Origin of the sequence: Halomonas sp. G11 (genome assembly GCF_001663515.1) — a bacterium.
Lineage (GTDB): Bacteria > Pseudomonadota > Gammaproteobacteria > Pseudomonadales > Halomonadaceae > Vreelandella.
On sequence record NZ_LYXG01000041.1, the window covers coordinates 188,074 to 209,696 of the forward strand.

Here is a 21,623-nt window from a genome sequence, read left to right on the forward strand (position 1 = left end):
GACGCGTTGCGGGAGCCAGCTCATGACCGATACAACGAACAACACCTTTGACTTCATTGTCGTGGGGGCAGGCACCGCCGGGTGCCTGCTGGCCAATCGATTGAGCGCCAACCCCGATCATCGGGTGCTACTGATCGAGGCGGGCGGGCGCGATAACTATCACTGGATTCATATTCCGGTGGGTTACCTTTACTGCATCAATAATCCGCGCACTGACTGGATGTTCCGCACCGAGCCGGATAAAGGGCTCAACGGTCGCTCGCTGATTTACCCTCGGGGCAAGACCCTGGGCGGCTGTTCGAGCATCAACGGCATGCTGTATGTGCGCGGCCAGGCGCGGGATTATAACCACTGGGCCGAGGTGACCGGCGACGATGCCTGGCGCTGGGAAAACTGTCTGCCTGATTTTATCAAGCACGAACACCATCATCGCCTGGATGAAGGCGGCGATGCCGATGCCGAGCACCGCGACTTCCATGGCCACGGCGGTGAATGGCGAGTGGAAAAGCAGCGGCTAAGCTGGCAAGTGCTGGATGATTTTGCTGAAGCAGCGGCACAGTCGGGTGTTCCCCGGACACGCGACTTTAATCGCGGCGACAACGAAGGGGTGGACTACTTCGAGGTCAACCAGCGCGCCGGCTGGCGTTGGAATACGTCAAAAGCGTTTTTGAAGCCGGTGCGACAGCGTCATAACTTGACCGTTTGGCACTCGACCCATGTCAATCAACTCTTATTTGCTAACGATGGCACAACGCCACGCTGTGTGGGGGCCGAAGTGGTGCGCAACGGTGAAACGCTGCGCGTGAAGGCTCAGCAGGAAGTGATCCTCTCTGCCGGGTCGATTGGTTCGCCTCAGTTGTTACAGCTCTCCGGCATAGGTCCCGCCGACCTGCTGGCCGAGCATGGTATCGAGGTGGTGAGTCCCTTGCCTGGCGTGGGTGAAAATCTGCAGGATCACCTGCAAATCCGCTCGGTGTATAAGGTGCAGGGCGGTAAAACACTCAACACCTTAGCCAGCTCACTGGTAGGCAAGGCGAAAATTGCCCTGGAGTATGCCCTTAAACGGACCGGGCCCATGAGTATGGCGCCCTCCCAGCTGTGCATCTTTACGCGCAGCTCCGAGGAGTACGACTACGCCAATATCCAGTACCACGTTCAGCCATTAAGCCTGGAAGCATTTGGTCAGCCGCTACACCCGTACTCTGCGATCACTGCGAGCGTGTGTAACCTGAATCCCAGCAGCCGCGGGTCGGTCAGGATTAAAAGCCGCGACCCGCGCCAGGCACCGGCGATAGCACCGAATTACCTGAGTACACCAGAAGATCGCAAGGTGGCGGCCGATTCGCTGCGGGTGACGCGCAGAATTGCCGAGCAGCCGGCCTTTGCCAAGTATCAGCCTGAAGAAGTAAAACCGGGCCTCGAGTACCAGAGCGACGACGAGCTGGCGCGGCTGGCAGGCGATATTGGCACGACGATTTTTCATCCGGTGGGCACCGCGCGGATGGGGCGGGACGACGACCCCATGGCGGTTGTCGATAGCCAGTTGCGCGTCCGTGGTGTCACTGGCCTGCGCGTGGCGGACGCCAGCGTGATGCCGACGATCACCAGCGGCAACACGAATTCACCGACGCTGATGATCGCTGAAAAAGCCGCAGGGTGGATATTAGCGGCGCCGTCATCTTACTGACACTTTTTTACGCGATAGTATTGACGTGTGCTGAAACAAGGCGCATTCTTCTGGGCAGTAGGTTAGCAAGTCGAACGTTGTCAGCAGTATCGAAGCGCCGCAAGCGTTGAGTCTGGTGAAAGTTTCTTGTTCTACCCACTGCAACTCGGGTATTACCCGGCTTTAAATACGCTTTATCGAGGATTTCGATCATGGCAACTGGTACCGTTAAGTGGTTTAACGACACTAAAGGCTTCGGCTTCATTTCTCCGGACGACAACGGCGACGACCTGTTCGCGCATTTCTCCGAAATTCAGGCTGACGGCTTCAAAACTCTGCAAGACGGTCAGAAGGTTTCCTTCGACGTTACCCAGGGTAAAAAAGGCCTTCAGGCTTCCAACATCAAAGTTCTGTAATTCAGAACGATGATGTGTGCCATCAGCCGATAGCTGATGTGCTGAAAAACCCCGCTCATGCGGGGTTTTTTGTATGCGTATGAAAAATCGCCACATTACTCGCCCCAGACGTTGCTTTGCGCTAGGGTGAGGTTTTTTTAAGTAAGGGATGAATCATCATGACAGCGCCTGGCGAACTCATTATCGAGCCGAAAAGCGGTAAACCCGCCGATGCGTGTGTGTTCATATTGCATGGTTTAGGTGCCGACGGGCATGATTTTGAACCTTTAGTTCCCGCGCTGGGCTTGCCGACCAGCGCCAGTGTGCGCTTTATCATGCCTCACGCGCCCCGCTTGCCGGTGACCATCAACGGTGGAATGGTGATGCCTGCCTGGTACGATATCCTGGCGATGGATTTGGGCCGCCGAGTCGATGAAGCACAGCTGAAGGTCTCGGCCAAGCGTATTCAAACGCTGATTCATGAGCAGATTGACCAGGGTATCGATAGCCAGCGGATTATTGTAGCGGGATTTTCCCAGGGCGGCGCCGTTGCTTATCATGCCGCGCTGTCATTCCCCGAGCCGCTTGGCGGGCTCCTGGCAATGTCGACCTACTTCGCCACCGCCGACAGCATTGAACTGGCCGAAGCCAATCGCCAGATTCCCATAGAGGTTCAGCACGGCAGCTTCGACCCCATCGTGCCGGAAAGCTTGGGCAAAAGCGGCGCTGACCGCTTAACGAGCCTGGGCTATGCCGTCAATTACCGGCAGTACTCCATGGCCCACTCGCTCTGTCCCCAGCAGGTAAGCGATATCGGGCGCTGGCTTTTACAGCGCCTGAGCAGCTAATTAAAACATTGACGCTGTGCTGGTAAGCGTTATTTCAGGAGTAGGCGCATGTTTCGACCCTCGCGTGGCCGCCAAGCCGAACTCCCCAACGAAATTCCCAAGCCAGGCTGGCAAGACATCGTCTGGCGTGTTTTGCGCTCGGCACGTCGTGACCGCATCATGCTTCTGGCTGCGGGGGTTGCCTTCTACGCGCTGCTTGCGTTGTTTCCGACCATTGCGGCGGTGATCTCCCTCTGGGGGCTGTTTTTCGATCCGAATGAAGCAAGCCAGCAACTTTACAACCTCATCCGATTGATGCCCCCCGAGGCGGCCGAGCTGATCGACAACCAGGCCCAGGACGTGGTGGATAGCGTTGGGTCGAGTAATGAAATGGCGGCGCTGGTGAGCCTGTTGATTGCCATGTATATCGCCTCCAAAGGGGTCAGTGGCCTGATCGTGGGGTTGAACGTGGTGTATGGCGAACAGGAGCAACGCAGCGTTTGGCGCTTGGCAGTGCTGGTGACCACCATGACGTTCGGCATGATTGGCATGACGCTTCTGACGCTGGGGTTCATAGGCCTGGTGCCGATGCTGGTCGATGCATTGGCGGTTGTTACCCCCCTGGACCGGATCATCGATTTCATGCGCTGGCCGGCCTTGCTGGTGATGATGAGTGCTGTCATCGCGCTGCTTTATCGTTTTGCGCCCTATCGGCGTGCCGCCAAATGGGAGTGGCTGAGCGTCGGTACCATGGTGGCAACCCTGCTTTGGCTGTTGGGGTCGGGCGGGCTATCGCTTTACGTGCGCTACTTCTCCAACTTCAGCGAGCTGTACGGCTCCCTGGGGGCCGTGGTGGTGTTGATGCTGTGGTTTTTGCTCTCGGCGTTTGTGGTGTTGCTGGGAGCCGAAATCAACTGCGAGCTGGAACGCCAGACACGCCAGGACACGACCATTGGCAAGGACCGCCCACTGGGAGAGCGCGAGGCCTACGCTGCCGACACCCTGGGCCGTCAGCATCCGTGGCACGAAGAGGACGACACCCAGACGCCGCGGGACAATCCACGCGACAACTGATTTGATGCACGCCGCCTCCTGCCGTGGGGCAGGAGGCGGGCTTGGGTTGAAAGGTTTACAGGAGTTCTTCGGCGGCCAGGGCCAGGCGTGAACGTTCGACGCTTTTCAGCGTGATATGCCCGGCATGGGGCCAGTCGCGGAATCGCTCTACCACGGCGGCCATGCCGCAGGTATTGGCGGTCAGGTAAGGGGTGTCGATCTGCCCGACGTTACCCAGACAGACGATCTTGGTATTGCGCCCGGCCCGGGTGACCAGGGATTTCAGCTGCTTGGGGGTAAAGTTTTGCGCCTCGTCGATGATCAGGAAGGTATCGTTGAGGGTACGTCCGCGCATGAAGCTCGGTGCGCGGATCTGCACTCGTGAGCCGATCAGCTGTCGGGTGGCGCCGTTATCCCAGGTGGACTCGCCTTCATCATTACGCAACAGGTTGTCCATGTTGTCGTGGAAGGCGCCCATCCACGGCGACATTTTTTCCTCCTCGGTGCCGGGTAGAAAGCCGATATCCTCACCCATGGGAATCGGCGCTCGGGTAAACACAATGCGTTCGAACTGTTTCTGGTCCAGGGTTTGCTGAAACGCGGCGGCCAGGGTCATGAAGGTTTTGCCGGTGCCCGCGTTACCGGCGATGGTAACCAGGTCAATCTCCGGGTCCATCAGCAGGTTAAGGGTGAAGTTCTGTCGGCTATCGTGGGCGTGAACCCCCCAGACGCCCGCATGGTGGCGGTAGTTGGTAAGCAGCTGAAGCCGTGCCGAGGAAGGTCCCAGCTCGCGGACGATCGCTTCGAATTCAGCACCGTTTTCGCTATCCGACACCAGCATCCCCACATGCCAGTGACGCGGCATGTCGCCACTTAGTTGATAGAAGGTGTGATGGTCGATGCGTTCGACGGTCACGTCCACGTTCAGCGCTTCCCAAAGCGAGGCGCCGTGCGGGCCTGCAGAGGTGTATACCTGGGCACCTTCGATCATCGCGTCGCTGTCGTCAAACGCGCGATCATTCAGGTAGTCCTCAACAGGGACTTTCAACGCCGCCGCCTTGACCCGCAGGTTGATATCCTTGGTGATCAGGATCACCGAGGCATCGGGGCGTTCTTCGCGTAGCCGACAGGTTTCGGCGAGAATACGGTTATCGGGGCTGTCGTCCAGGGAATCAAAGGGTTTGAGGTCACGGTAGCAAAGAAAGTGCAGCTTGCCGGATTCGCCGGTGATGCGTGGAATCGGGATGCCGCTTTGAATTTCGTCGAAGGTGACTTGGCTGGTGAGGTCTGAAAGCGTACGGCTTATCTGGCGCGCTGTACGGGCGATTTCGCGGATACCGTTTTTGTGCTTATCCAACTCCTCAAGGACGGTCATGGGAATAACAACATCGTGCTCGTCAAAGTTGTAGAGCGCGGCGGGGTCATGGATCAGGACATTGGTGTCCAAAACGTAAAGCCTGGTTGCTTTCTTATCGAGTCGTACCATCGTGGCATTCACTCCGTGGTTGACGGCAACGTCGACACTGGCAGGTGCGTCTTACGTCCTAATGACACTTGCCTGTGTCGTTAAGATGGCGTGTCCTGGTACCTCCTTATTTAGCGCTTTTTAATAGCTTGGAAGGCATTGGCGTTTTTTGCCAATAAATCTATTTCAACGAACGATGTCGACGCGGAACGAGTGCCTTCAGGCATGATACGTCGATGACGCCGCCGCTAGGTGTTCTGCTTGTGTAACATTGTCGAGTTGGCGTTCCTTAGTCGTCGTTTTTCTTCTGGGGTTTGCCTTTTCGCTTGGTGCTAGCCATTTCTTCAAGCTCATCCTCGTCCATTGTTTCGTACATCTCCTTGGAGGCGCCTACCAGCTCGCTGGCATTGGTTTCTCCTCGTTTTGCAGAAAGTGCTGCCCCCGCGGCTTTTTGCTGTGCTTTCGATGTCGCTGGCATCATGGACTCCTGTCGGTTGACTTCCTTTGGTGTGTCACGCTATTAAGCGTAGCAGCAAGCAACCCTGTTTCCAGATGGCAAGTCGTTGACCAAGAGATTTCCATGACACCGGCGATAAACAGTGCAAAACACGCAGGCATTGACTTTCAAGTCCATGAATACCACCACGACCCAGCAGCCGAGTCCTACGGTTTGGAAGCGGCCGAGAAGCTGGGCGTTGCCGCTGAACAGGTATTCAAGACCCTGGTCGTCAAGCTGGATGGCAAGCAGCTGGCGGTGGGCATTGTGCCCGTCACCGGGCAGTTGAACCTGAAACAGATCGCCAAAGCCGCCGGCGCCAAAAAAGCCGCCATGGCGCAACCCGATGAAGTGCAACGCACAACGGGGTATGTGCTGGGCGGTGTCAGCCCGCTGGGGCAGAAAAAGCGCTTGGCCACCTTTATCGATTGCTCTGCCGACGCGTTCGCCACGATTTATGTCAGCGCTGGAAGGCGGGGGCTTGAAATCGAGCTGGCGCCCAAGGATCTGCAAGCACTCAGCCAAGCGCAACTGGCTCCTATCCTGGCATGACAACAGGGCGCGAAGGGGCGCTTTCTGGTATGGTGCGAGGCATTAAGGCCGCTCATGCTTAGCGGGGTATTTTCGCCCCTTCAGGAATTTTCCGTGTCCGACACTTCTTTTGCTTCTCTGGCGCTGCCAAGCGCACTCGCCAGTAATCTCGACTCCCTGGGTTATCACCACATGACGCCGGTTCAGGCACAAAGCCTGCCGCCCATGCTGGCTGGTCGCGATGTCATGGCCCAGGCCAAAACTGGCTCGGGTAAAACCGCCGCCTTTGGGCTGGCATTGCTGGCCGAGCTGCGCGTCGAGGCGTTTGCCGTTCAGGGGCTGGTGCTGTGCCCCACCCGGGAGCTTGCTGATCAGGTGGCTGAGGAACTACGCCGCCTGGCCCGAGCAATGCCCAACGTGAAAATCCTCACACTGTGCGGGGGAGCGCCGCTGGGGCCACAGCTTTCATCGTTGGACCACGGCGCGCATATCGTGGTGGGCACGCCGGGGCGCATTGACGAGCACTTGCGCAAAGGCTCTCTGACGCTTGGCTCGCTAACGACCCTGGTGCTGGATGAAGCCGACCGCATGCTGGATATGGGCTTTCAGGAAACGATCGACGCCATCATTGCCGACACCCCGGCCGACCGCCAGACGCTGCTGTTTAGCGCCACCTTCCCGGACGAGCAGGTATCCGGCGGGCTGGCGGCGATGACGCGCGGCGTGATGCAGGACCCGGTGACGGTCAAGGTGGCAGAGGTTCATGATGCCACCACCATCGACCAGCATTTCTACCAGGTCGCGAGCGAAGACGCCCGCTTTGCGGCACTCAAACAGCTTCTGTTGGTTAACCGGCCGACCACCAGCGTGGTGTTCTGCAATACCAAGCGCGAGACTCAGGCGGTGGCCGACCAGTTGGTAGATGCCGGTTTTAGCGCGGTCGCGCTGCACGGCGACCTGGAGCAGAAAGACCGCGACCGGCTGCTTGTCTTGTTTGCCAATCAAAGCGCGTCTATCTTGGTCGCCACCGACGTGGCGGCCCGTGGCTTGGATATCGCCCAACTGGATGCGGTGTTCAACTACCAGATCGCCCGTGAGCTGGACGTCCACGTCCACCGCGTGGGTCGCACCGGGCGGGCTGGGGCGAGCGGCATTGCCTGCACCCTGGTAACCCCCAAGGAAACCTACCGGCTGGAAAAGCTGGCCGACGTGTTGGGTGAAACCCTGACCACCGAACCGCTGCCCAAGGCAACAAACGCTTTGCCGTTCGAGCCGCCCATGGCCACCCTGCAACTGGCCGGCGGCAAGAAAGACAAGTTGCGTCCCGGCGATATTTTGGGTGCACTGACCAGTGAAGGCGGCTTGCGCGGTGACCAGGTAGGCAAGATAAAAGTGCTTGCTCGCAGCGCCTACGTGGCGGTTGAGCGGGACAGAGTTCAGCAGGCCCAGGCAAAGCTTGAGCGTGATAAGTTGAAAGGGCGAGCCTTTCGCGTCCGTCGCATTCGCCATTAAGTGTCTATTTGAGCGTGAACTGAAAAGGAGCCAACGCAGCGACCCATGAAAATTCCTAAACGATTACAGCCCTTGGTCGATGACGGCATGATCGACGAAGTACTGATGCAATTGATGAGCGGTAAGGAAGCCCAGGTCTATGTGGTGCGCTGCGGCGAAGAGGAGCGCTGCGCGAAGGTCTTCAAAGAAGCCAAGCAGCGTAGCTTCAAGCAGGCGGCCCAGTACCAGGAAGGACGTAAAGAGCGTAACACCCGCCGCGCCAGAGCAATGTCCAAGAAAACCCGTTACGGCCAGAAAGAGCAGGAGCAGGCCTGGCTCAACGCGGAAGTCGATGCGCTTTACCGGCTGGCCGGTGCAGGCGTAAGGGTACCCGAGCCCCACGGCTTTGTGGATGGCGTCCTGCTGATGGAAATGATCACCGACGCCGACGGCAACGTGGCCCCACGCCTGGATGAAGTCACCTTGACGCCGGAGCAGGCAGAGGCCTACTTCGCGAAGGTGATTCAGGACGTGGTGCGCATGCTGTGCGCCGGTTTGATCCACGGCGATCTGTCGGAGTTCAATGTGCTGGTGGATGCCCATGGCCCGGTGATTATCGACCTGCCCCAGGCCGTTGACGCCGCCGGTAATAACAGCGCCGCGGCGATGCTGTATCGCGATGTGGATAACATGCGCAACTACTTCGGCCAGTATGCACCCGCGCTTCTCGACACCCATTACGGCAAAGAAATGTGGGCACTGTACGAATCCGGCGAGCTGCACCCCGACAGCAAGCTCACCGGTCATTTCGACTTTGATACCCATATCGCCGACGTGGATGAACTGATGGAAGTCATTGATGACGCCAAAGAGGAAGAAGCCGAACGCCAGGCGCGCATGCGCGATGACGACGATGATGATGGCGAGATTCCGCAGCCTTACTGATCCCGCAATGAAAGGCTCCTCTGGCTTTGAATCAGCTTGAGGAGCCGTTGCAATGCGATCAAGGCCTAGCCGAGTAGCTCATTGGCCTGTTTGACGACATTCTCGACAGTAAAGCCAAAGTGCTTGAACAGGTCGCCTGCGGGGGCTGACTCGCCGTAGGTGGTCATGCCGATCACACGGCCATCCAGGCCCACGTACTTGTACCAGTAGTCCGCATGCCCGGCTTCGATGGCGATACGCTTGGTCACCGCCTTGGGCAGTACGCTTTCACGGTACTCGGCATCCTGGCCGTTAAAGCGGTAGGCCGAGGGCATGGACACCACGCGGACGGCCTTGCCCTGCTGTTCGAGCTCGGCGGCGGCGTCCATCGCCAACGACACCTCTGAGCCGGTGGCAATCAGAATCAGCTCGGGCGTTACGGGCGTGCCTTCACTGTCCTTGAGAACAGGGTCTTTAAGCACGTACGCCCCGTTTTGAATCGATGCCAGCTGTGCCTTGGTGCGCGGCTGATGGGGCAGGCCCTGGCGCGAGAGAACCAGCGCGGTGGGGCCTGAGTGGCGTTTGAGGGCGGCGTCCCAGGCGGCCACGGTTTCCACCGCATCGCAGGGGCGCCAGGTGTTCAGGTTGGGCGTGGTGCGCAGACTGGTCAGTTGCTCGATCGGCTGGTGGGTCGGGCCATCTTCGCCCAGGCCGATGGAGTCATGGGTGAAGACATAAATCGCCTGCTGCCCCATCAACGACGCCATGCGCACTGAGTTACGCATGTACTCCATGAAGATCAGGAAGGTCGCTCCGAACGGTACAAAACCGCCGTGCAGGCCAATCCCGTTCATGACCGCGCCCATGCCAAACTCGCGCACGCCATAGTGCAGGTAGTTTCCACTGGCGTCTTCCGGCGTGATCGCTTTGGCGCCGTTCCAGAACGTCAGGTTCGACGGGGCCAGGTCGGCACTGCCGCCCAATAGCTCCGGCATCTGCGGGCCGATCACGTTCAACGTTTCAAAGGAGGCCTTGCGTGAGGCAATGCTGTCGCCCTTTTCCTGGGCTTGCTCAAGCAGCGCTTCGGTGGGCAGTTCCGCAGGCAGCTGCGCCTTCATACGGCGCTGGAATTCGCGTGCTTCGGCGGGGAACGCCTCCGCGTAGCGCTCAAACCGGGCATTCCACGCCTGCTGGCGTGCGCGACCGGCCTCGCGGGCATCCCAGGCCGAATAAATCGGCTCCGGGATGTGGAAGGGCGCATGGGGCCAGCCCAGCTGCTCGCGCGCAGCCGCCACTTCGTCATCCCCCAGTGCCGCCCCATGGGCTTCTTCCTTGCCCTGCTTGTTAGGGGCACCGAAGCCGATGATGGTTTTGCAGATGATCAGGCTGGGTTGGTCATCGTGGCTTTTGGCCAGTTCAATGGCCGCGTTGACCTCTTCCGGCTTGTGGCCATCCACATTGGGCACCACGTGCCAACCGTACGCCTCAAAGCGCTTGGCGGTATCGTCGGTAAACCAGCCTTTTACTTCGCCGTCGATGGAGATGCCGTTATCGTCATACACCGCAATCAGCTTGCCGAGCTGCTGAGTGCCCGCCAGCGACGCCGCTTCGTGGGAAATGCCCTCCATCAAGCAACCGTCACCCAGGAAGCACCAGGTGTGGTGGTCGACGATGGTGTGACCAGGCCGGTTGAATTGTGCCGCCAGGGTTTTTTCCGCGATGGCAAAGCCCACGGCGTTGGCAAAGCCCTGCCCCAACGGGCCGGTGGTGGTTTCAATGCCCGGCGCGTAGCCATATTCCGGGTGCCCGGCGGTCGGTGAATGCAGCTGGCGGAAGTTCTGCAGCTGTTCCAGGCTGAGCTCGTAACCGGTCAGGTGGAGGAGCGAATAGAGCAGCATGGAACCGTGCCCGTTGGACAGCACGAACCGGTCACGATCGGTCCATTTGGGGTCTTCGGGGTTGTGCTTGAGGTGGTCATTCCACAGCACTTCGGCAATATCCGCCATCCCCATGGGCGCGCCCGGATGGCCGGACTTGGCCTTCTGGACGGCATCCATGGAAAGGGCGCGAATGGCGTTGGCCAGCTCAAAACGGTTATTCATATCAGTGGTACCTTGGTTGTTATGTTGGGTAGGTTGTTATATTGGGTAGCTTGCTATATTAAACAGCTTGTCGTCAGGCGCGAGCAGCCAGGCGTTGCGTGATCAGCGACTCCAATGTTTGTTGGTCGTCGGCGAAGCGGCGGATCCCGTCAGCCAGCATCTCGTTGGCCATGGCATCTTGGTTGTGCTGCCAACGAAACGCGGCTTCTGATAGTGGAGTGGTTGGTTCGTGGGTGACAGATTGTGGTTGGATGTTGGAGGCCACTTCTCCCTCCACGCTATCAAGCTGCTCTAGCAGTGCGGGAGAAATGGTCAGGCGATGGCAGCCCGCCAACGCCAGGACCTGATCGATGGTACGGAAACTTGCCCCCATAACGACTGTGTCGTAACGACCAGCGGCAGCCCTCTCGCAAATCCCTTTTACGAATAGCACGCCAGGGTCTTCTTCTGGCGTGAACTGCTTACCTGTCGCCTTTTGGTACCAATCGCTAACGCGTCCAACGAAGGGCGAGATCAGATATACCCCTGCATCAAAGCAGGCCTGCGCTTGGGCATCGCTGAACAAGAGTGTCAAGTTGCAATTGATCCCCTCGCGCTCGAGTTGCTCAGCCGCACGGATTCCTTCCCATGTAGACGCAAGCTTGATCAGCACGCGGTTGCGGCTAATCCCCAGTTTCTCGTAGCGCTCAATCAGTTCGTGGGCCTTGTGGATACTGGCTTGGGTATCAAAAGAGAGGTGTGCGGACACCTCTGTTGATATTCGTCCAGGTATCACGTTGGCAATTTGCCCGCCGATCGCCACTGAAAGCTGGTCAACTATTCGGCTTGGGTCGTTCTCATCACGACATGATTCAGCGAGCACTCTATCGATCATCTCTTGATAACGAGGCAGCTCGAAGGCCTTGAGTATCAAAGAGGGGTTAGTGGTGGCGTCCTGTGGTTGATAGCGCTTTATGGCATCCAGGTCGCCCGTGTCGGCCACGACCAGTGAGTGTTCGCGTAATCCATCCAGAAGCGACATAGTCGACTCTCCTTAAAAAATGAACGGTATTCGATCAAATGATTGATCATTTTTGGCGATTTAGTCAAATCCAGTCGCTAGGAGTACCCGTGTTACGGCTATCAAACAAAAGTATAACTCTTTGTTTTGTCAGCGTTGTTTGTTTTATTTTCATTTAAAAACAGTTGTTTGCGTATTTTTTGCCATTTAACAGCCCTTCCTTCCGTACTTAGAAAGCCATGATCTTATGATCAATGTGTTTACAAATGATAGGTAGGTGATAAATTGAATAGCGTCAGTAGACGATTGGTAGCTGTGAAGTGGTGCTTATCACTGTCAGTCGTTCACGTTTCTATTTTCTGGAAGGGAGAGCATGAATGCCCAATGTGACACATTCTCTTAAAGTCGCGATTGGCGGTGATGAGGCGGCTTACGAGCTGAAAGAAATTCTCATTGGCCATGTCCGTGAGCTAGGCTATGAAGTCGAGGATTTTGGTACTTTTAATGCAGAACCGGTGCTGTATCCCGATGTTGCCTTTGAGGTGGCCACGGCGATTAAGGAAGGTCGCTTCGATCGGGCCGTGCTGGTATGTGGGACGGGAATCGGGGTGGCTATTTCTGCCAATAAGGTACCCGGCATCCGCGCTGCACAGGCGCATGATACTTATTCGGCAGCTAAGGCTAGGACCAGTAATGATGCGCAGATCGTCACACTGGGGGGGAGAGTAGTCGGGCACGAACTCGCCAAGTCGATTGTATCGACCTTTTTGGGCAGTACGTTTTCAGGTGGGCCATCTGAATTAAAAATAGCAAGGATTGCAGAGTATGAATCTCGGCTGCATGCCCGGTAAGCCTAAGTCGCGGCATTCGTCGGTACTGATTTATAACCACATAGTAACAACAACGCCAAGCAAGCTGTGATAACGCAGTTTGTCCTCGCTTCGGAGGATATAACAATGACACGCCTATTTAATGACCCGAATGATTTCCCTGAAGAAGCCCGGTTAGGCTTGGTAGCTGCCAATCGTGACAAGCTGATGGCGGTGCCGGGAGGTGTTGTGCGCAGCACGCGTAGTCAGCCGGATACTGTCGCGGTTGTCATCGGGGGTGGCAGTGGCCACTACCCAACCTTCGCGGGATTGGTCGGGCAAGGATTAGCACACGGCGCCGTCATGGGTAACCTGTTTTGCTCGCCTTCTGCACAACAAGTTTATTCTGTCGCCAAAGCCGCTAACAACGGCGGTGGTGTACTGCTTTCCTTTGGTAATTATGCGGGGGATGTACTGCATTTTGGTGAGGCGCGTGAGCGTTTAATCGCTGAAGGTATTCCCTGTGAAATTGTATTAGTGACGGATGATGTGGCGAGCGCACCCTTGGACGAATTCGATAAGCGCCGGGGCATCGCAGGGGATTTAACCGTCTTTAAAGCTGCCTCCGCTGCCGCAGAAAATGGATCATCATTGGAAGAAGTGGTTCGAGTGGCGAAGGAGGCAAATCGCTGCACACGCTCTTTTGGTGTGGCATTTGAGGGGTGCACGTTACCTGGGGCAACTGATTCGCTCTTTCATGTCCCCAAAGGAAGAATGGCCATCGGGCTGGGAATTCACGGTGAGCCGGGCATTAGTGAGACCGATATCCCTTCTGCGGACGGGTTGGCCAAGATTCTTGTCGACCGGTTGTTGGAAGAAGTTCCAGAAGGTATCAGCGTCAAAGGGGCGCGGGTGGCGCCAATACTCAATGGCTTGGGTACCGTCAAGTATGAAGAGCTGTTCGTTATTTATCGCAAAGTTGACGAGTTGCTGCAGGAAGCTGGCGTTATCATCGTAGAGCCGGATGTGGGCGAGCTGGTGACCAGTCTTGATATGGCCGGGGTTTCGCTGACGTTGTTTTGGCTTGATAAGAACATGGAGCCGTTGTGGACCGCTGCGGCGGATGCGCCGGGCTATCGAAAAGGCAGTGTGACCCCAGCACAGGCGCTGGATCCGGCAGAAGTTGAAGTGGTTACTCAAGATGAGATTCCAGAGGCTAGTGATGCCTCGCGACAATTGGCCTGCGGCGTTGTGGAAGCACTCGAAGTGCTCGCCAGTACTGTCGATGAAAATTGCGAAATGCTGGGCCAGATTGATGCGGTGGCTGGCGATGGCGATCACGGTATTGGTATGCAGCGCGGCAGTCAGGCTGCGCTTGAAGCTGCCAGAGAGGCTCTGAATGGCGGAGCAGGTGCGGAGACAGTGCTTCATTGGGCGGGTCAGCGCTGGTCGGATAAAGCGGGTGGCACCTCTGGTGCTATCTGGCGGGTTATCTTAAAAGCGATGGGGGAGTCGCTTGGCAATGAGCAGTCGCTTTCCAGTCAGCGTCTCGCTGCTGGCGTTTTGGGGGGCCGTCAGCAGGTAATGGCATTCGGCAAGGCGACGGTGGGCGATAAAACCTTGGTCGATGTGTTGGTGCCGTTTGCCGATGCGCTATCGCAGGAGGCTGAGAGCGGTCGGGGAGCAGTAGCTTGCTGGGAATACGCGGCACGCGTGGCAAGTGAAGCGGCCAAGGCCACAGCGGAGCTTACTCCCCGGGTTGGGCGCGCGCGTCCACTGGCTGAAAAAAGCTTGGGTACGCCTGATGCCGGTTCGGTTTCATTGGCGCTGATTATTCAGGCGCTGATTCCTGTGTTGAAAAAGTGTCAGGCAAACTGACATGATACATGCCTTTCAACAACCCCTGGATGCCGAGGATGAATGGTCAAGACGCCGCAGATATAGACTTAATGACGGAGATTTCAACGCTCTACTATGTGCAGGGGGAAACGCAGGAAGCGATCGCTAATAGGCTTGGGCATTCGCGCGTGCGAATAGGGCGGTTGCTCAAGCGTGCGCAGGCAGAAGGGATAGTGGATGTTCGCGTACGCCTGCATCCTGCCGTTAGTCTTGAAATCGAGCAGGAGCTCAAACGGCGCTTTGGCCTGAAGCGAGCATTGATTGCACTGGATAATGCTGACCCTGACATACAGCGCTCAGGCGTCGCGAGTCTGGTGGCAGACCATCTGTCGCGTAGCTTGACAGATGGCCAGATCGTGGCCGTTGGCATGGGGCGCAACGTCGCCGCCGTGGCGGATAATGTTTTTCTATCGGAGTCATTAAAGGTTTCCTTTGTATGTGCGATCGGGGGGTCGTTACGTGCGGGGGAGCATATGAACCCCGATCATATTTGTCGGCGTTTGGCGAGTCGATTTGGCGGTGATAGTGAGACCCTTTATGCCCCAGCGTTAGTGCAGAGCGGTGAGGTGAGGGATGCGCTGTATGAAAACTCCACCGTGCGCCAGACACTGGATCGTGCCCGGCGCGCAGATACGGCGTTGATTGGCGTCGGCGACGTGAGTGAAGACAGTAATATGGTGCGTATGGGGTGGTTTTCCGCCCAGGAAATTGCTGAAGCACGGCTCTCCGGGACCGTGGGCGATATGATGGGCTATGACTTTATCGATATCCACGGGCAGCCTTCGGCGACGCAGATGCAGGGGCGTGTGGTCGGGCTCAATATTCAGGACCTCACGCGTATTCCAGATGTTATCGCTATCGCCAGCGAGAATACCAAAGCAGTGGGCATACTGGGGGCGCTGCGTACCGGGGTTATCGATACATTGGCCACTAGTGTCACAAACGCCCACACCATTCTGCGTCTCGATGAGGCGACGCAGAGCGAAGTGCGCGCGTGATGTATGGCCATTGCCCGACAGCTCGGAGATCTTTGCTGTCTAAATGCGACAGGCCGAGCGAGACAGCCTGCTTGTCGCCCCTCTCATTTCTTTTTCCACGTCCGTTTGTTCATCGGGCATTCCGGCGATAGTGACGCTCGATGAACATTTGAACAATTGATGAGCATATAGATACCCGCCTCACTGCTTTTTCTACTCCTTCTTTGTGGCAAGTAATTCCAAAAATAGAAATTAAATATTATTATCAATAAGTTATTAATTAATCCTAAAGTATAATAATAAAAGACATCATTATGAATTGACTCAGCTATCCTTAAGGTAGTTAATTCATATGTACACAACAGGAACTTTTGTAACGCCGGTGCAGAAAGACAACACGAGAAGCATTAGGAGTGAGCAATGCATAACGCTGATAACAACAATCACGCTGAACTACCACTGACCATGCAAGCGGTCGTCGCCTACGCGCCTGGTGATTATCGCCTTGAAGAGGTTGACTTGCCTAAGGTGGGAGAAGGTGAAGTACTGATTAAGGTCGAAGCATGCGGCATCTGCGCAGGCGATCTCAAAGCCTACGAAGGCGCCCCCAGCTTCTGGGGCGATGAGACTCAGCCCGCCTATATCAAGGCGCCGATGATTCCAGGCCATGAGTTTATTGGCCACGTGATGGCTTTGGGTGAGGGCGTTAAGAACCTGGAGATCGGTGATCGCGTTATTTCTGAGCAAATTGTGCCTTGTTGGGAGTGCCGATTCTGTCATCGTGGGCAGTACTGGATGTGCGAAAAGCACGATGTCTATGGGTTTCAGCATAACGTGAATGGCGGTATGGCCGACTATATGGTCTTCCCCAAAGAGGCGATTAATCACAAGCTGCCCGATGAGATTCCGATGGAAAAAGCGGTTCTTATTGAACCCTATGCGTGTTCGTTACATGCGGTTAAGCGTGCGCAGGTTGAACTGGGTGACGTGGTTGTCCTCTCCGGTGCGGGAACTCTGGGACTAGGAATGATCGGCGCGATCAAAAAATCCGGACCTTCCAAACTGGTCGTTCTGGATCTCAATAATAAGCGCTTAGAACTTGCCAAAAAATTTGGAGCCGACATTGTCCTGAATCCTGCTGAAGTCGATGTTGTTGACTACGTGAAAAGCATAACAGAAGGCTATGGCTGCGATATCTATATTGAGGCCACCGGTGCCGTTAAGTCGGTAGAGCAAGGCCTTTATATGATTCGTAAACTTGGCCGTTTCGTCGAGTTTAGCGTATTCAAAGAGCCTGTTACTGTCGATTGGAGCATTATCAGTGATCGTAAAGAACTGGATATATTAGGTGCGCATCTAGGCCCTTATTGCTATCCGCTTGTGATCGAAGGTATCGGTAATGGTGATTTTCCGACTGATCATGTTGTTACGCATAAACTTCCGTTGGATAAATTCCATCAAGGGTTGGATCTGATGCGCAATGATCCTGACGCGTTAAAGGTTGTGCTTATACCTGGCGAGCAGTAGGTTACGAAAGTTTTTATTTATAAATACAATGATAACCGGAGTGATTATGTCGGCGACATTAAATTCGGTGCCCGGTGGTAAGCGTATAAGCGTCTATGTGACAGCTACTTTAGCTTTCGTACTGTTCGCACTCATGGCGTTTGATACCAAAGTCATTAGTCTTGCGGAGCTTGAGGGCGAGGTGGGGTTTTCACCGCAGCAATTTGCTCAGGAAACCTTTCCTGAGATCCAGGCGTATGTCGAGAAAAACGCCGTAGATGCATCGGTATTGGCACCAGAGGTGCTCCAGGATGCTGGTGCGGCAGGTGAGAAATACGGCGTAGCCGCCAGCATCGGTCATATTGTGCCGGTCTCATTATCAGGTGTTGCTGTAGAGAGTCAGGGGGGCACTTACACCCTTGATGTTGCTGATGTGCCTTCAGATATTGCCATTCGTGTACAAACCGGCCCAGCCATTAATGGCACGACGCTGAGAGATACAACCGGCAACATTCAATTTGGTGACTTCACCAATCAAATCGAATACCAGGATGTCGGCGCAGCACTCAATGATGAAATGAAACGTCAAGTGCTTGCGGATATTTCCGGACAAGATTTAACTGGAAAAACGTTAGAGGTCGTCGGTTCCTTTACCATGATAAATCCCAAAAACTGGCTAATTACTCCCGTGAGTATAGCGATCATTGAGTGAGGGGCGGCTATGAGTATCGATACATCAACAGTGGAAGTAGCTCCTATAATTCTTTCTGCACGTAATATTGAAAAGCGGTTCGGTGCTGTGCAAGCCCTCAAGGACGTGAACTTCGATGTATATCGCGGGCAGGTAACAACGCTTTTTGGCGAAAATGGAGCGGGTAAATCGACGCTGATGAAAATCTTGTCTGGCGTCATTACTCAGACGGAGGGCGAAATTGTTTTGGAAGAAGAAAGTGTCAGCTTTTCTTCGCCTTCGGATGCCGAAGCCTTGGGGATTACCATTATTCATCAGGAACTGAGCCTGGCCCCTAACCTGAATGTGCGTGACAACATTTTTATGGGGCGTGAGCTGACTAAAGGAAGAGGCAGCGTCGACTATAAAGAAGAGGCACGCCAGGCTGAGCTGTTAATGGAGGAGCTGGATGAACCGATCCACCCGCTCACCCTGGTTGAAGATCTGCGAGTAGGGCAGCAACAAATCGTTGAAATCGCGAGAGCGCTGTCCAAGAACTCCCGCATTTTGATTATGGATGAGCCGACATCTGCCTTGAGTGCGACGGAAGTCGAGACGCTCTTCAAAGTCGTCAAGGATCTCAAGAGCAAGGGCGTGTCGATTGTTTATATTTCTCACCATTTGGAAGAAGCACTACAGATTACCGATCACGCCGTTGTGCTGCGGGATGGTGTCATGACGGCTTACGGTCCGCGCTGCGACATCGACCTGCAGTGGATTGTCAGGCATATGGTGGGAGAGAGTTTTGATCTTGGCTCACCGCCGACAGGATACGAGCTGGGTGCCAGCGCGCTCTCTATTCAGAATCTGTATGTAGGCGACGATAAAGTTGCAGATCGTTATGTTGTCGATGACTTTTCGCTGGATGTAAAGGCAGGCGAAATTGTCTGCATTTATGGGCTGATGGGGGCTGGAAGAACGGAGTTACTGGAGTGTGTGGCAGGGCGAACCCGGCAGTCCCAGGGAGATATTTTGCTCAACTCACATGAGGTCTCGCACTACACCATTGCACAGCGGATAGAGAGAGGACTGGTGCTGGTACCTGAGGATCGTCAGCGTGATGGATTGGTTCCCACCCTGTCAGTCGGTAGAAATCTGTCGCTAGCCAGTATCCGCGCATTTACTCACAAAGGGCTGACGTCATCCAGTCTGGAGGCAGAAATGATCGGCTCAGCGATCGATAAGGTACACATCAAGACAGACGGTGGCGAAGCTGGCATTGGTTCGTTGTCCGGCGGCAATCAGCAAAAGGTGGTGATCGGCAAGATGTTGGCGACTGACCCGGATGTCATCATGCTCGATGAACCAAGCCGTGGCATTGACGTGGGTGCCAAGGCCGAAGTGTTCAAGTTATTGAGCCAAGGAGCGCGACAGGGTTTGGCGGTAGTTTTCACAACGTCTGAAGTCAGCGAGTGCTTGAGTATACCGCATAGGGTGCTGGTGATGAGCAAAGGGCGAATCACTGCTGAATTCGGTCCTGGCGTATCGAAAGATGAAATTATGGCGGCTTCGGGTGAATCAGTTGCCGCGTGATTATTAAAAAATAGGTGTTTAACATGTCTCATCACAATAACAATGGCGTACAAGCAGGAAAAAAGAACATTGACTTCGTTAAGATATTGCTCGAAGGAAGAGCCTTTTTTGCGTTACTTGCGATCATCATCGTCTTCTCCATTCTTTCGCCGGTTTATTTCTCGACGGGTAACTTTTTAACCATGTCCTCGCACGTGGCTGTTTTTGGGTTACTAGGTGTCGGCATGTTATTTGTCATTCTGACCGGCGGTATCGATTTGTCGGTTGGCTCTACATTGGCTCTTAGCGGCGTGTTTGCGGGAATGTTGCTTGAAGGGGTGGAAATTGAGGCACTTGACTTGGCTTTCTTCCCTTCAGTGTGGGTCGTTGTGGTACTTACTTGCCTACTAGGCGGAGTAGTGGGGGCTATAAATGGTGTGCTCGTTGCCTATTTCAAGGTGCCTGCTTTTGTGGCCACGCTGGGTATGTTGTACGTTGCGCGCGGGGCTGCCCTATTGCTAACGGATGGTTTAACGTTCAATAGTTTAAGTGGTGATCCTGCGCTGGGTAACACAGGGTTTGAGTGGCTTGGTTTTAATAAACTGCTCGGTATTCCCGTGGGCATCTTGATCCTTTTCAGCGTCGCCGCGATTTGCATGTTGGCGCTTAGCCGCACTCCTTTTGGCCGGTGGGTCTACTCTACGGGCGGTAATGCACGCGCTGCTGAGCTATCCGGGGTGCCGGTCAATAAAGTGAAGCTATCTGTCTATATTATTTCCGGGGTATGCGCCGCCATAGCTGGGATTGTACTTGCCTCGCAGTTGACCTCTGCTGGGCCAACGGCAGGTACAACGTACGAGCTGACCGCGATTGCGGCCGTCGTGATTGGCGGTGCCTCGCTTATGGGGGGGCGTGGCACGATTCGTAATACTTTATTGGGTGCCTTTGTCATTGGTTTCCTCGCCGATGGGCTGGTCATCATCGGCGTGTCTGCTTATTGGCAGATGGTATTCACGGGCAGCGTTATCGTCTTCGCTGTCATGCTGAATAATGTGCAATACAGTGGTAACAAAAAGCCCTCGAAAAAAGCCGATAAAGAAAAGATAGAAACTAACAATGAAGGTTCTAGTGCAAGCGCTGCTTGACGACGTAGCCTTGTTTAGAAGTGTGGCCTGATTGGGCCTGTATAACCAAGAGCTAACAATCATAATGATGAGGTGATAAACATGCTTCCCAAAAGCAAGAAAGTAATTTTTACAGCACTGGCCAGTGTTTCGATGCTCTTTAGCGGCGCCGTCACGGCTCAGGAAAAGGGGCTTATATCTATCATTGTCAATGATATGTCAAATCCTTATTGGCAAACGGAAGGCACTATTGCTGAGCAAACGGCAGAAGAGTTGGGCTATGAAGCAAATGTCAGTTCTCATGTCGGCGATACCAACACTGAAAGTAACCAGGTCGATACGGCGATTACCAATGGCGCTAAAGCGATCATTCTAGATCCTGCTAATGCGGATGGCTCTATTGGCGCTGTGCGAAGAGCCGTTGATGCAGGAATCCCGGTGTTTATTATTAATGCCGAGATTAATCAGCAAGGGTTGGCCAAGGCACAACTTGTATCCAATAATGCACAAGGGGCTGCGTTGGGGGCGCAACAGTGGGCAATGCAACTGGGTGGTGAAGGCGCTTATATCGAGTTACAGGGCCCGCCTTCTGATAATAATGCCGCGACAAGATCCAATGGCTACGAGACAGTGCTAAGCCAGTATCCAGACCTTGAACTTGTAGCCTCTGATATCGCTAATTGGGATCGTACGGAAGGTCGCAATAAAATGCAGAGCATGCTTCGCTCCCATCCTGATATTAAGGGCGTGATCAGCGGTAACGACGAAATGGCTTTAGGTGCTATTGTCGCCCTGAAGCAGGAGGGGCTGCTTGATGATGTATTGGTCGGTGGATTTGACGGTTCACCCGATGCGGTTGATGCGGTTCGTTCGGGTGAATTGGCCTATACCGTCCTGCAGCCGGTAGCCGTTTTTGCTGAAGAGTCAGTAAGAATTGCCGATCGCTATATCAATACCGGAGAAACCGGCCTGGATAGTGAAAAGCAACTGTATGACTGTGTCCTTATCACGCCGGATAGCGTTGATAATTACACAGCTCCCTTTGTACTAGAGGGATAAATCGAGAGATAGTCTTTCTTCGAGGCCAGTCAGCGTTGATGCTGGCTGGCTTTTTTG

19 protein-coding genes are annotated in these 21,623 nt (G+C 55.1%); 15 read left to right on the top strand and 4 right to left on the bottom strand.

Annotated elements, in window-relative coordinates:
* Positions 1-22: 22 nt before the first annotated feature.
* The 4 genes from ADS46_RS15330 (at position 23) to ADS46_RS15345 (ending at position 3,962) form a co-directional block, all read left to right on the top strand.
* Entirely contained in the window at positions 23-1,687 is a 1,665-nt protein-coding gene (locus ADS46_RS15330; RefSeq protein WP_066321489.1) for a GMC family oxidoreductase, read from the top strand.
* Between the two features lie 191 nt (positions 1,688-1,878).
* Positions 1,879-2,082 (top strand): cold-shock protein, encoded by a 204-nt coding sequence (locus ADS46_RS15335; protein ID WP_009101184.1) that lies wholly within the window; start codon positions 1,879-1,881, stop codon positions 2,080-2,082.
* Between the two features lie 158 nt (positions 2,083-2,240).
* Complete coding sequence (locus tag ADS46_RS15340; RefSeq protein WP_066321491.1) at positions 2,241-2,909, top strand: alpha/beta hydrolase; 669 nt, start codon at positions 2,241-2,243, stop codon at positions 2,907-2,909.
* A 48-nt stretch (positions 2,910-2,957) separates the two neighbouring features.
* Positions 2,958-3,962, top strand: a complete 1,005-nt coding sequence (locus tag ADS46_RS15345) for a YihY/virulence factor BrkB family protein (RefSeq protein ID WP_066321493.1) — start codon at positions 2,958-2,960, stop codon at positions 3,960-3,962.
* 55 nt (positions 3,963-4,017) lie between these two features.
* On the opposite strand, the gene ADS46_RS15350 is transcribed toward ADS46_RS15345, so the two are convergent.
* Complete coding sequence (locus ADS46_RS15350) at positions 4,018-5,427, bottom strand: PhoH family protein (RefSeq protein ID WP_066321494.1); 1,410 nt, start codon at positions 5,425-5,427, stop codon at positions 4,018-4,020.
* 268 nt (positions 5,428-5,695) lie between these two features.
* On the bottom strand, positions 5,696-5,884 hold the full coding sequence (locus ADS46_RS15355; protein WP_066321495.1) for a DUF3008 family protein: 189 nt from the start codon (positions 5,882-5,884) through the stop codon (positions 5,696-5,698).
* A 102-nt stretch (positions 5,885-5,986) separates the two neighbouring features.
* Here ADS46_RS15355 and ybaK point away from each other — a divergent pair, with 102 nt between their 5' ends.
* The 3 genes from ybaK (at position 5,987) to ADS46_RS15370 (ending at position 8,869) form a co-directional block, all read left to right on the top strand.
* Positions 5,987-6,454, top strand: a complete 468-nt coding sequence (ybaK, locus tag ADS46_RS15360) for a Cys-tRNA(Pro) deacylase (protein WP_066321496.1) — start codon at positions 5,987-5,989, stop codon at positions 6,452-6,454.
* A gap of 93 nt (positions 6,455-6,547) precedes the next feature.
* Positions 6,548-7,945 (top strand): ATP-dependent RNA helicase DbpA, encoded by a 1,398-nt coding sequence (gene dbpA / locus ADS46_RS15365; RefSeq protein WP_066321785.1) that lies wholly within the window; start codon positions 6,548-6,550, stop codon positions 7,943-7,945.
* A gap of 45 nt (positions 7,946-7,990) precedes the next feature.
* On the top strand, positions 7,991-8,869 hold the full coding sequence (locus ADS46_RS15370) for a PA4780 family RIO1-like protein kinase (RefSeq protein WP_066321497.1): 879 nt from the start codon (positions 7,991-7,993) through the stop codon (positions 8,867-8,869).
* A gap of 65 nt (positions 8,870-8,934) precedes the next feature.
* Here the strand turns inward: ADS46_RS15370 and tkt are convergent, their stop codons facing one another.
* Both tkt and tal read right to left on the bottom strand, forming a co-directional pair.
* Positions 8,935-10,950, bottom strand: a complete 2,016-nt coding sequence (tkt, locus tag ADS46_RS15375; RefSeq protein WP_066321499.1) for a transketolase — start codon at positions 10,948-10,950, stop codon at positions 8,935-8,937.
* Between the two features lie 73 nt (positions 10,951-11,023).
* Entirely contained in the window at positions 11,024-11,971 is a 948-nt protein-coding gene (tal, locus tag ADS46_RS15380; RefSeq protein ID WP_066321501.1) for a transaldolase, read from the bottom strand.
* Positions 11,972-12,327: 356 nt separating this feature from the next.
* Here tal and ADS46_RS15385 point away from each other — a divergent pair, with 356 nt between their 5' ends.
* From ADS46_RS15385 to ADS46_RS15420, 8 genes are all read left to right on the top strand, one after another.
* Entirely contained in the window at positions 12,328-12,801 is a 474-nt protein-coding gene (locus ADS46_RS15385) for an RpiB/LacA/LacB family sugar-phosphate isomerase (RefSeq protein WP_066321502.1), read from the top strand.
* Between the two features lie 105 nt (positions 12,802-12,906).
* Positions 12,907-14,637 carry a dihydroxyacetone kinase family protein gene (locus ADS46_RS15390; RefSeq protein WP_066321504.1) on the top strand — a complete coding sequence of 577 codons (1,731 nt, stop codon included), beginning with the start codon at positions 12,907-12,909 and terminating at the stop codon, positions 14,635-14,637.
* A 71-nt stretch (positions 14,638-14,708) separates the two neighbouring features.
* Entirely contained in the window at positions 14,709-15,656 is a 948-nt protein-coding gene (locus tag ADS46_RS15395; protein ID WP_234346854.1) for a sugar-binding transcriptional regulator, read from the top strand.
* 399 nt (positions 15,657-16,055) lie between these two features.
* Entirely contained in the window at positions 16,056-17,162 is a 1,107-nt protein-coding gene (locus ADS46_RS15400; protein WP_066321505.1) for an MDR/zinc-dependent alcohol dehydrogenase-like family protein, read from the top strand.
* Between the two features lie 46 nt (positions 17,163-17,208).
* Positions 17,209-17,853: a DUF2291 family protein gene (locus tag ADS46_RS15405; RefSeq protein ID WP_066321507.1), complete on the top strand. Its 645-nt coding sequence runs from the start codon at positions 17,209-17,211 to the stop codon at positions 17,851-17,853.
* A gap of 9 nt (positions 17,854-17,862) precedes the next feature.
* On the top strand, positions 17,863-19,404 hold the full coding sequence (locus tag ADS46_RS15410) for a sugar ABC transporter ATP-binding protein (RefSeq protein WP_066321509.1): 1,542 nt from the start codon (positions 17,863-17,865) through the stop codon (positions 19,402-19,404).
* Positions 19,405-19,427: 23 nt separating this feature from the next.
* Positions 19,428-20,528, top strand: a complete 1,101-nt coding sequence (locus ADS46_RS15415) for an ABC transporter permease (RefSeq protein ID WP_066321511.1) — start codon at positions 19,428-19,430, stop codon at positions 20,526-20,528.
* 81 nt (positions 20,529-20,609) lie between these two features.
* Positions 20,610-21,566 carry a D-ribose ABC transporter substrate-binding protein gene (locus tag ADS46_RS15420; RefSeq protein WP_066321513.1) on the top strand — a complete coding sequence of 319 codons (957 nt, stop codon included), beginning with the start codon at positions 20,610-20,612 and terminating at the stop codon, positions 21,564-21,566.
* Positions 21,567-21,623: the final 57 nt, after the last annotated feature.

Bases quoted from the DNA above. Each gene is read 5' to 3' on its own strand.
- ADS46_RS15405 (WP_066321507.1), top strand. From the start codon at position 17,209: ATGTCGGCGACATTAAATTCGGTGCCCGGTGGTAAGCGTATAAGCGTC.
- tal (WP_066321501.1), bottom strand. From the start codon at position 11,971: ATGTCGCTTCTGGATGGATTACGCGAACACTCACTGGTCGTGGCCGAC.
- ybaK (WP_066321496.1), top strand. From the start codon at position 5,987: ATGACACCGGCGATAAACAGTGCAAAACACGCAGGCATTGACTTTCAA.
- ADS46_RS15340 (WP_066321491.1), top strand. From the start codon at position 2,241: ATGACAGCGCCTGGCGAACTCATTATCGAGCCGAAAAGCGGTAAACCC.
- ADS46_RS15390 (WP_066321504.1), top strand. From the start codon at position 12,907: ATGACACGCCTATTTAATGACCCGAATGATTTCCCTGAAGAAGCCCGG.
- ADS46_RS15415 (WP_066321511.1), top strand. From the start codon at position 19,428: ATGTCTCATCACAATAACAATGGCGTACAAGCAGGAAAAAAGAACATT.
- ADS46_RS15400 (WP_066321505.1), top strand. From the start codon at position 16,056: ATGCATAACGCTGATAACAACAATCACGCTGAACTACCACTGACCATG.
- ADS46_RS15335 (WP_009101184.1), top strand. From the start codon at position 1,879: ATGGCAACTGGTACCGTTAAGTGGTTTAACGACACTAAAGGCTTCGGC.
- ADS46_RS15410 (WP_066321509.1), top strand. From the start codon at position 17,863: ATGAGTATCGATACATCAACAGTGGAAGTAGCTCCTATAATTCTTTCT.
- ADS46_RS15355 (WP_066321495.1), bottom strand. From the start codon at position 5,884: ATGCCAGCGACATCGAAAGCACAGCAAAAAGCCGCGGGGGCAGCACTT.
- ADS46_RS15330 (WP_066321489.1), top strand. From the start codon at position 23: ATGACCGATACAACGAACAACACCTTTGACTTCATTGTCGTGGGGGCA.
- ADS46_RS15420 (WP_066321513.1), top strand. From the start codon at position 20,610: ATGCTTCCCAAAAGCAAGAAAGTAATTTTTACAGCACTGGCCAGTGTT.
- ADS46_RS15385 (WP_066321502.1), top strand. From the start codon at position 12,328: ATGCCCAATGTGACACATTCTCTTAAAGTCGCGATTGGCGGTGATGAG.
- ADS46_RS15370 (WP_066321497.1), top strand. From the start codon at position 7,991: ATGAAAATTCCTAAACGATTACAGCCCTTGGTCGATGACGGCATGATC.
- ADS46_RS15395 (WP_234346854.1), top strand. From the start codon at position 14,709: ATGACGGAGATTTCAACGCTCTACTATGTGCAGGGGGAAACGCAGGAA.
- ADS46_RS15350 (WP_066321494.1), bottom strand. From the start codon at position 5,427: ATGGTACGACTCGATAAGAAAGCAACCAGGCTTTACGTTTTGGACACC.
- tkt (WP_066321499.1), bottom strand. From the start codon at position 10,950: ATGAATAACCGTTTTGAGCTGGCCAACGCCATTCGCGCCCTTTCCATG.
- ADS46_RS15345 (WP_066321493.1), top strand. From the start codon at position 2,958: ATGTTTCGACCCTCGCGTGGCCGCCAAGCCGAACTCCCCAACGAAATT.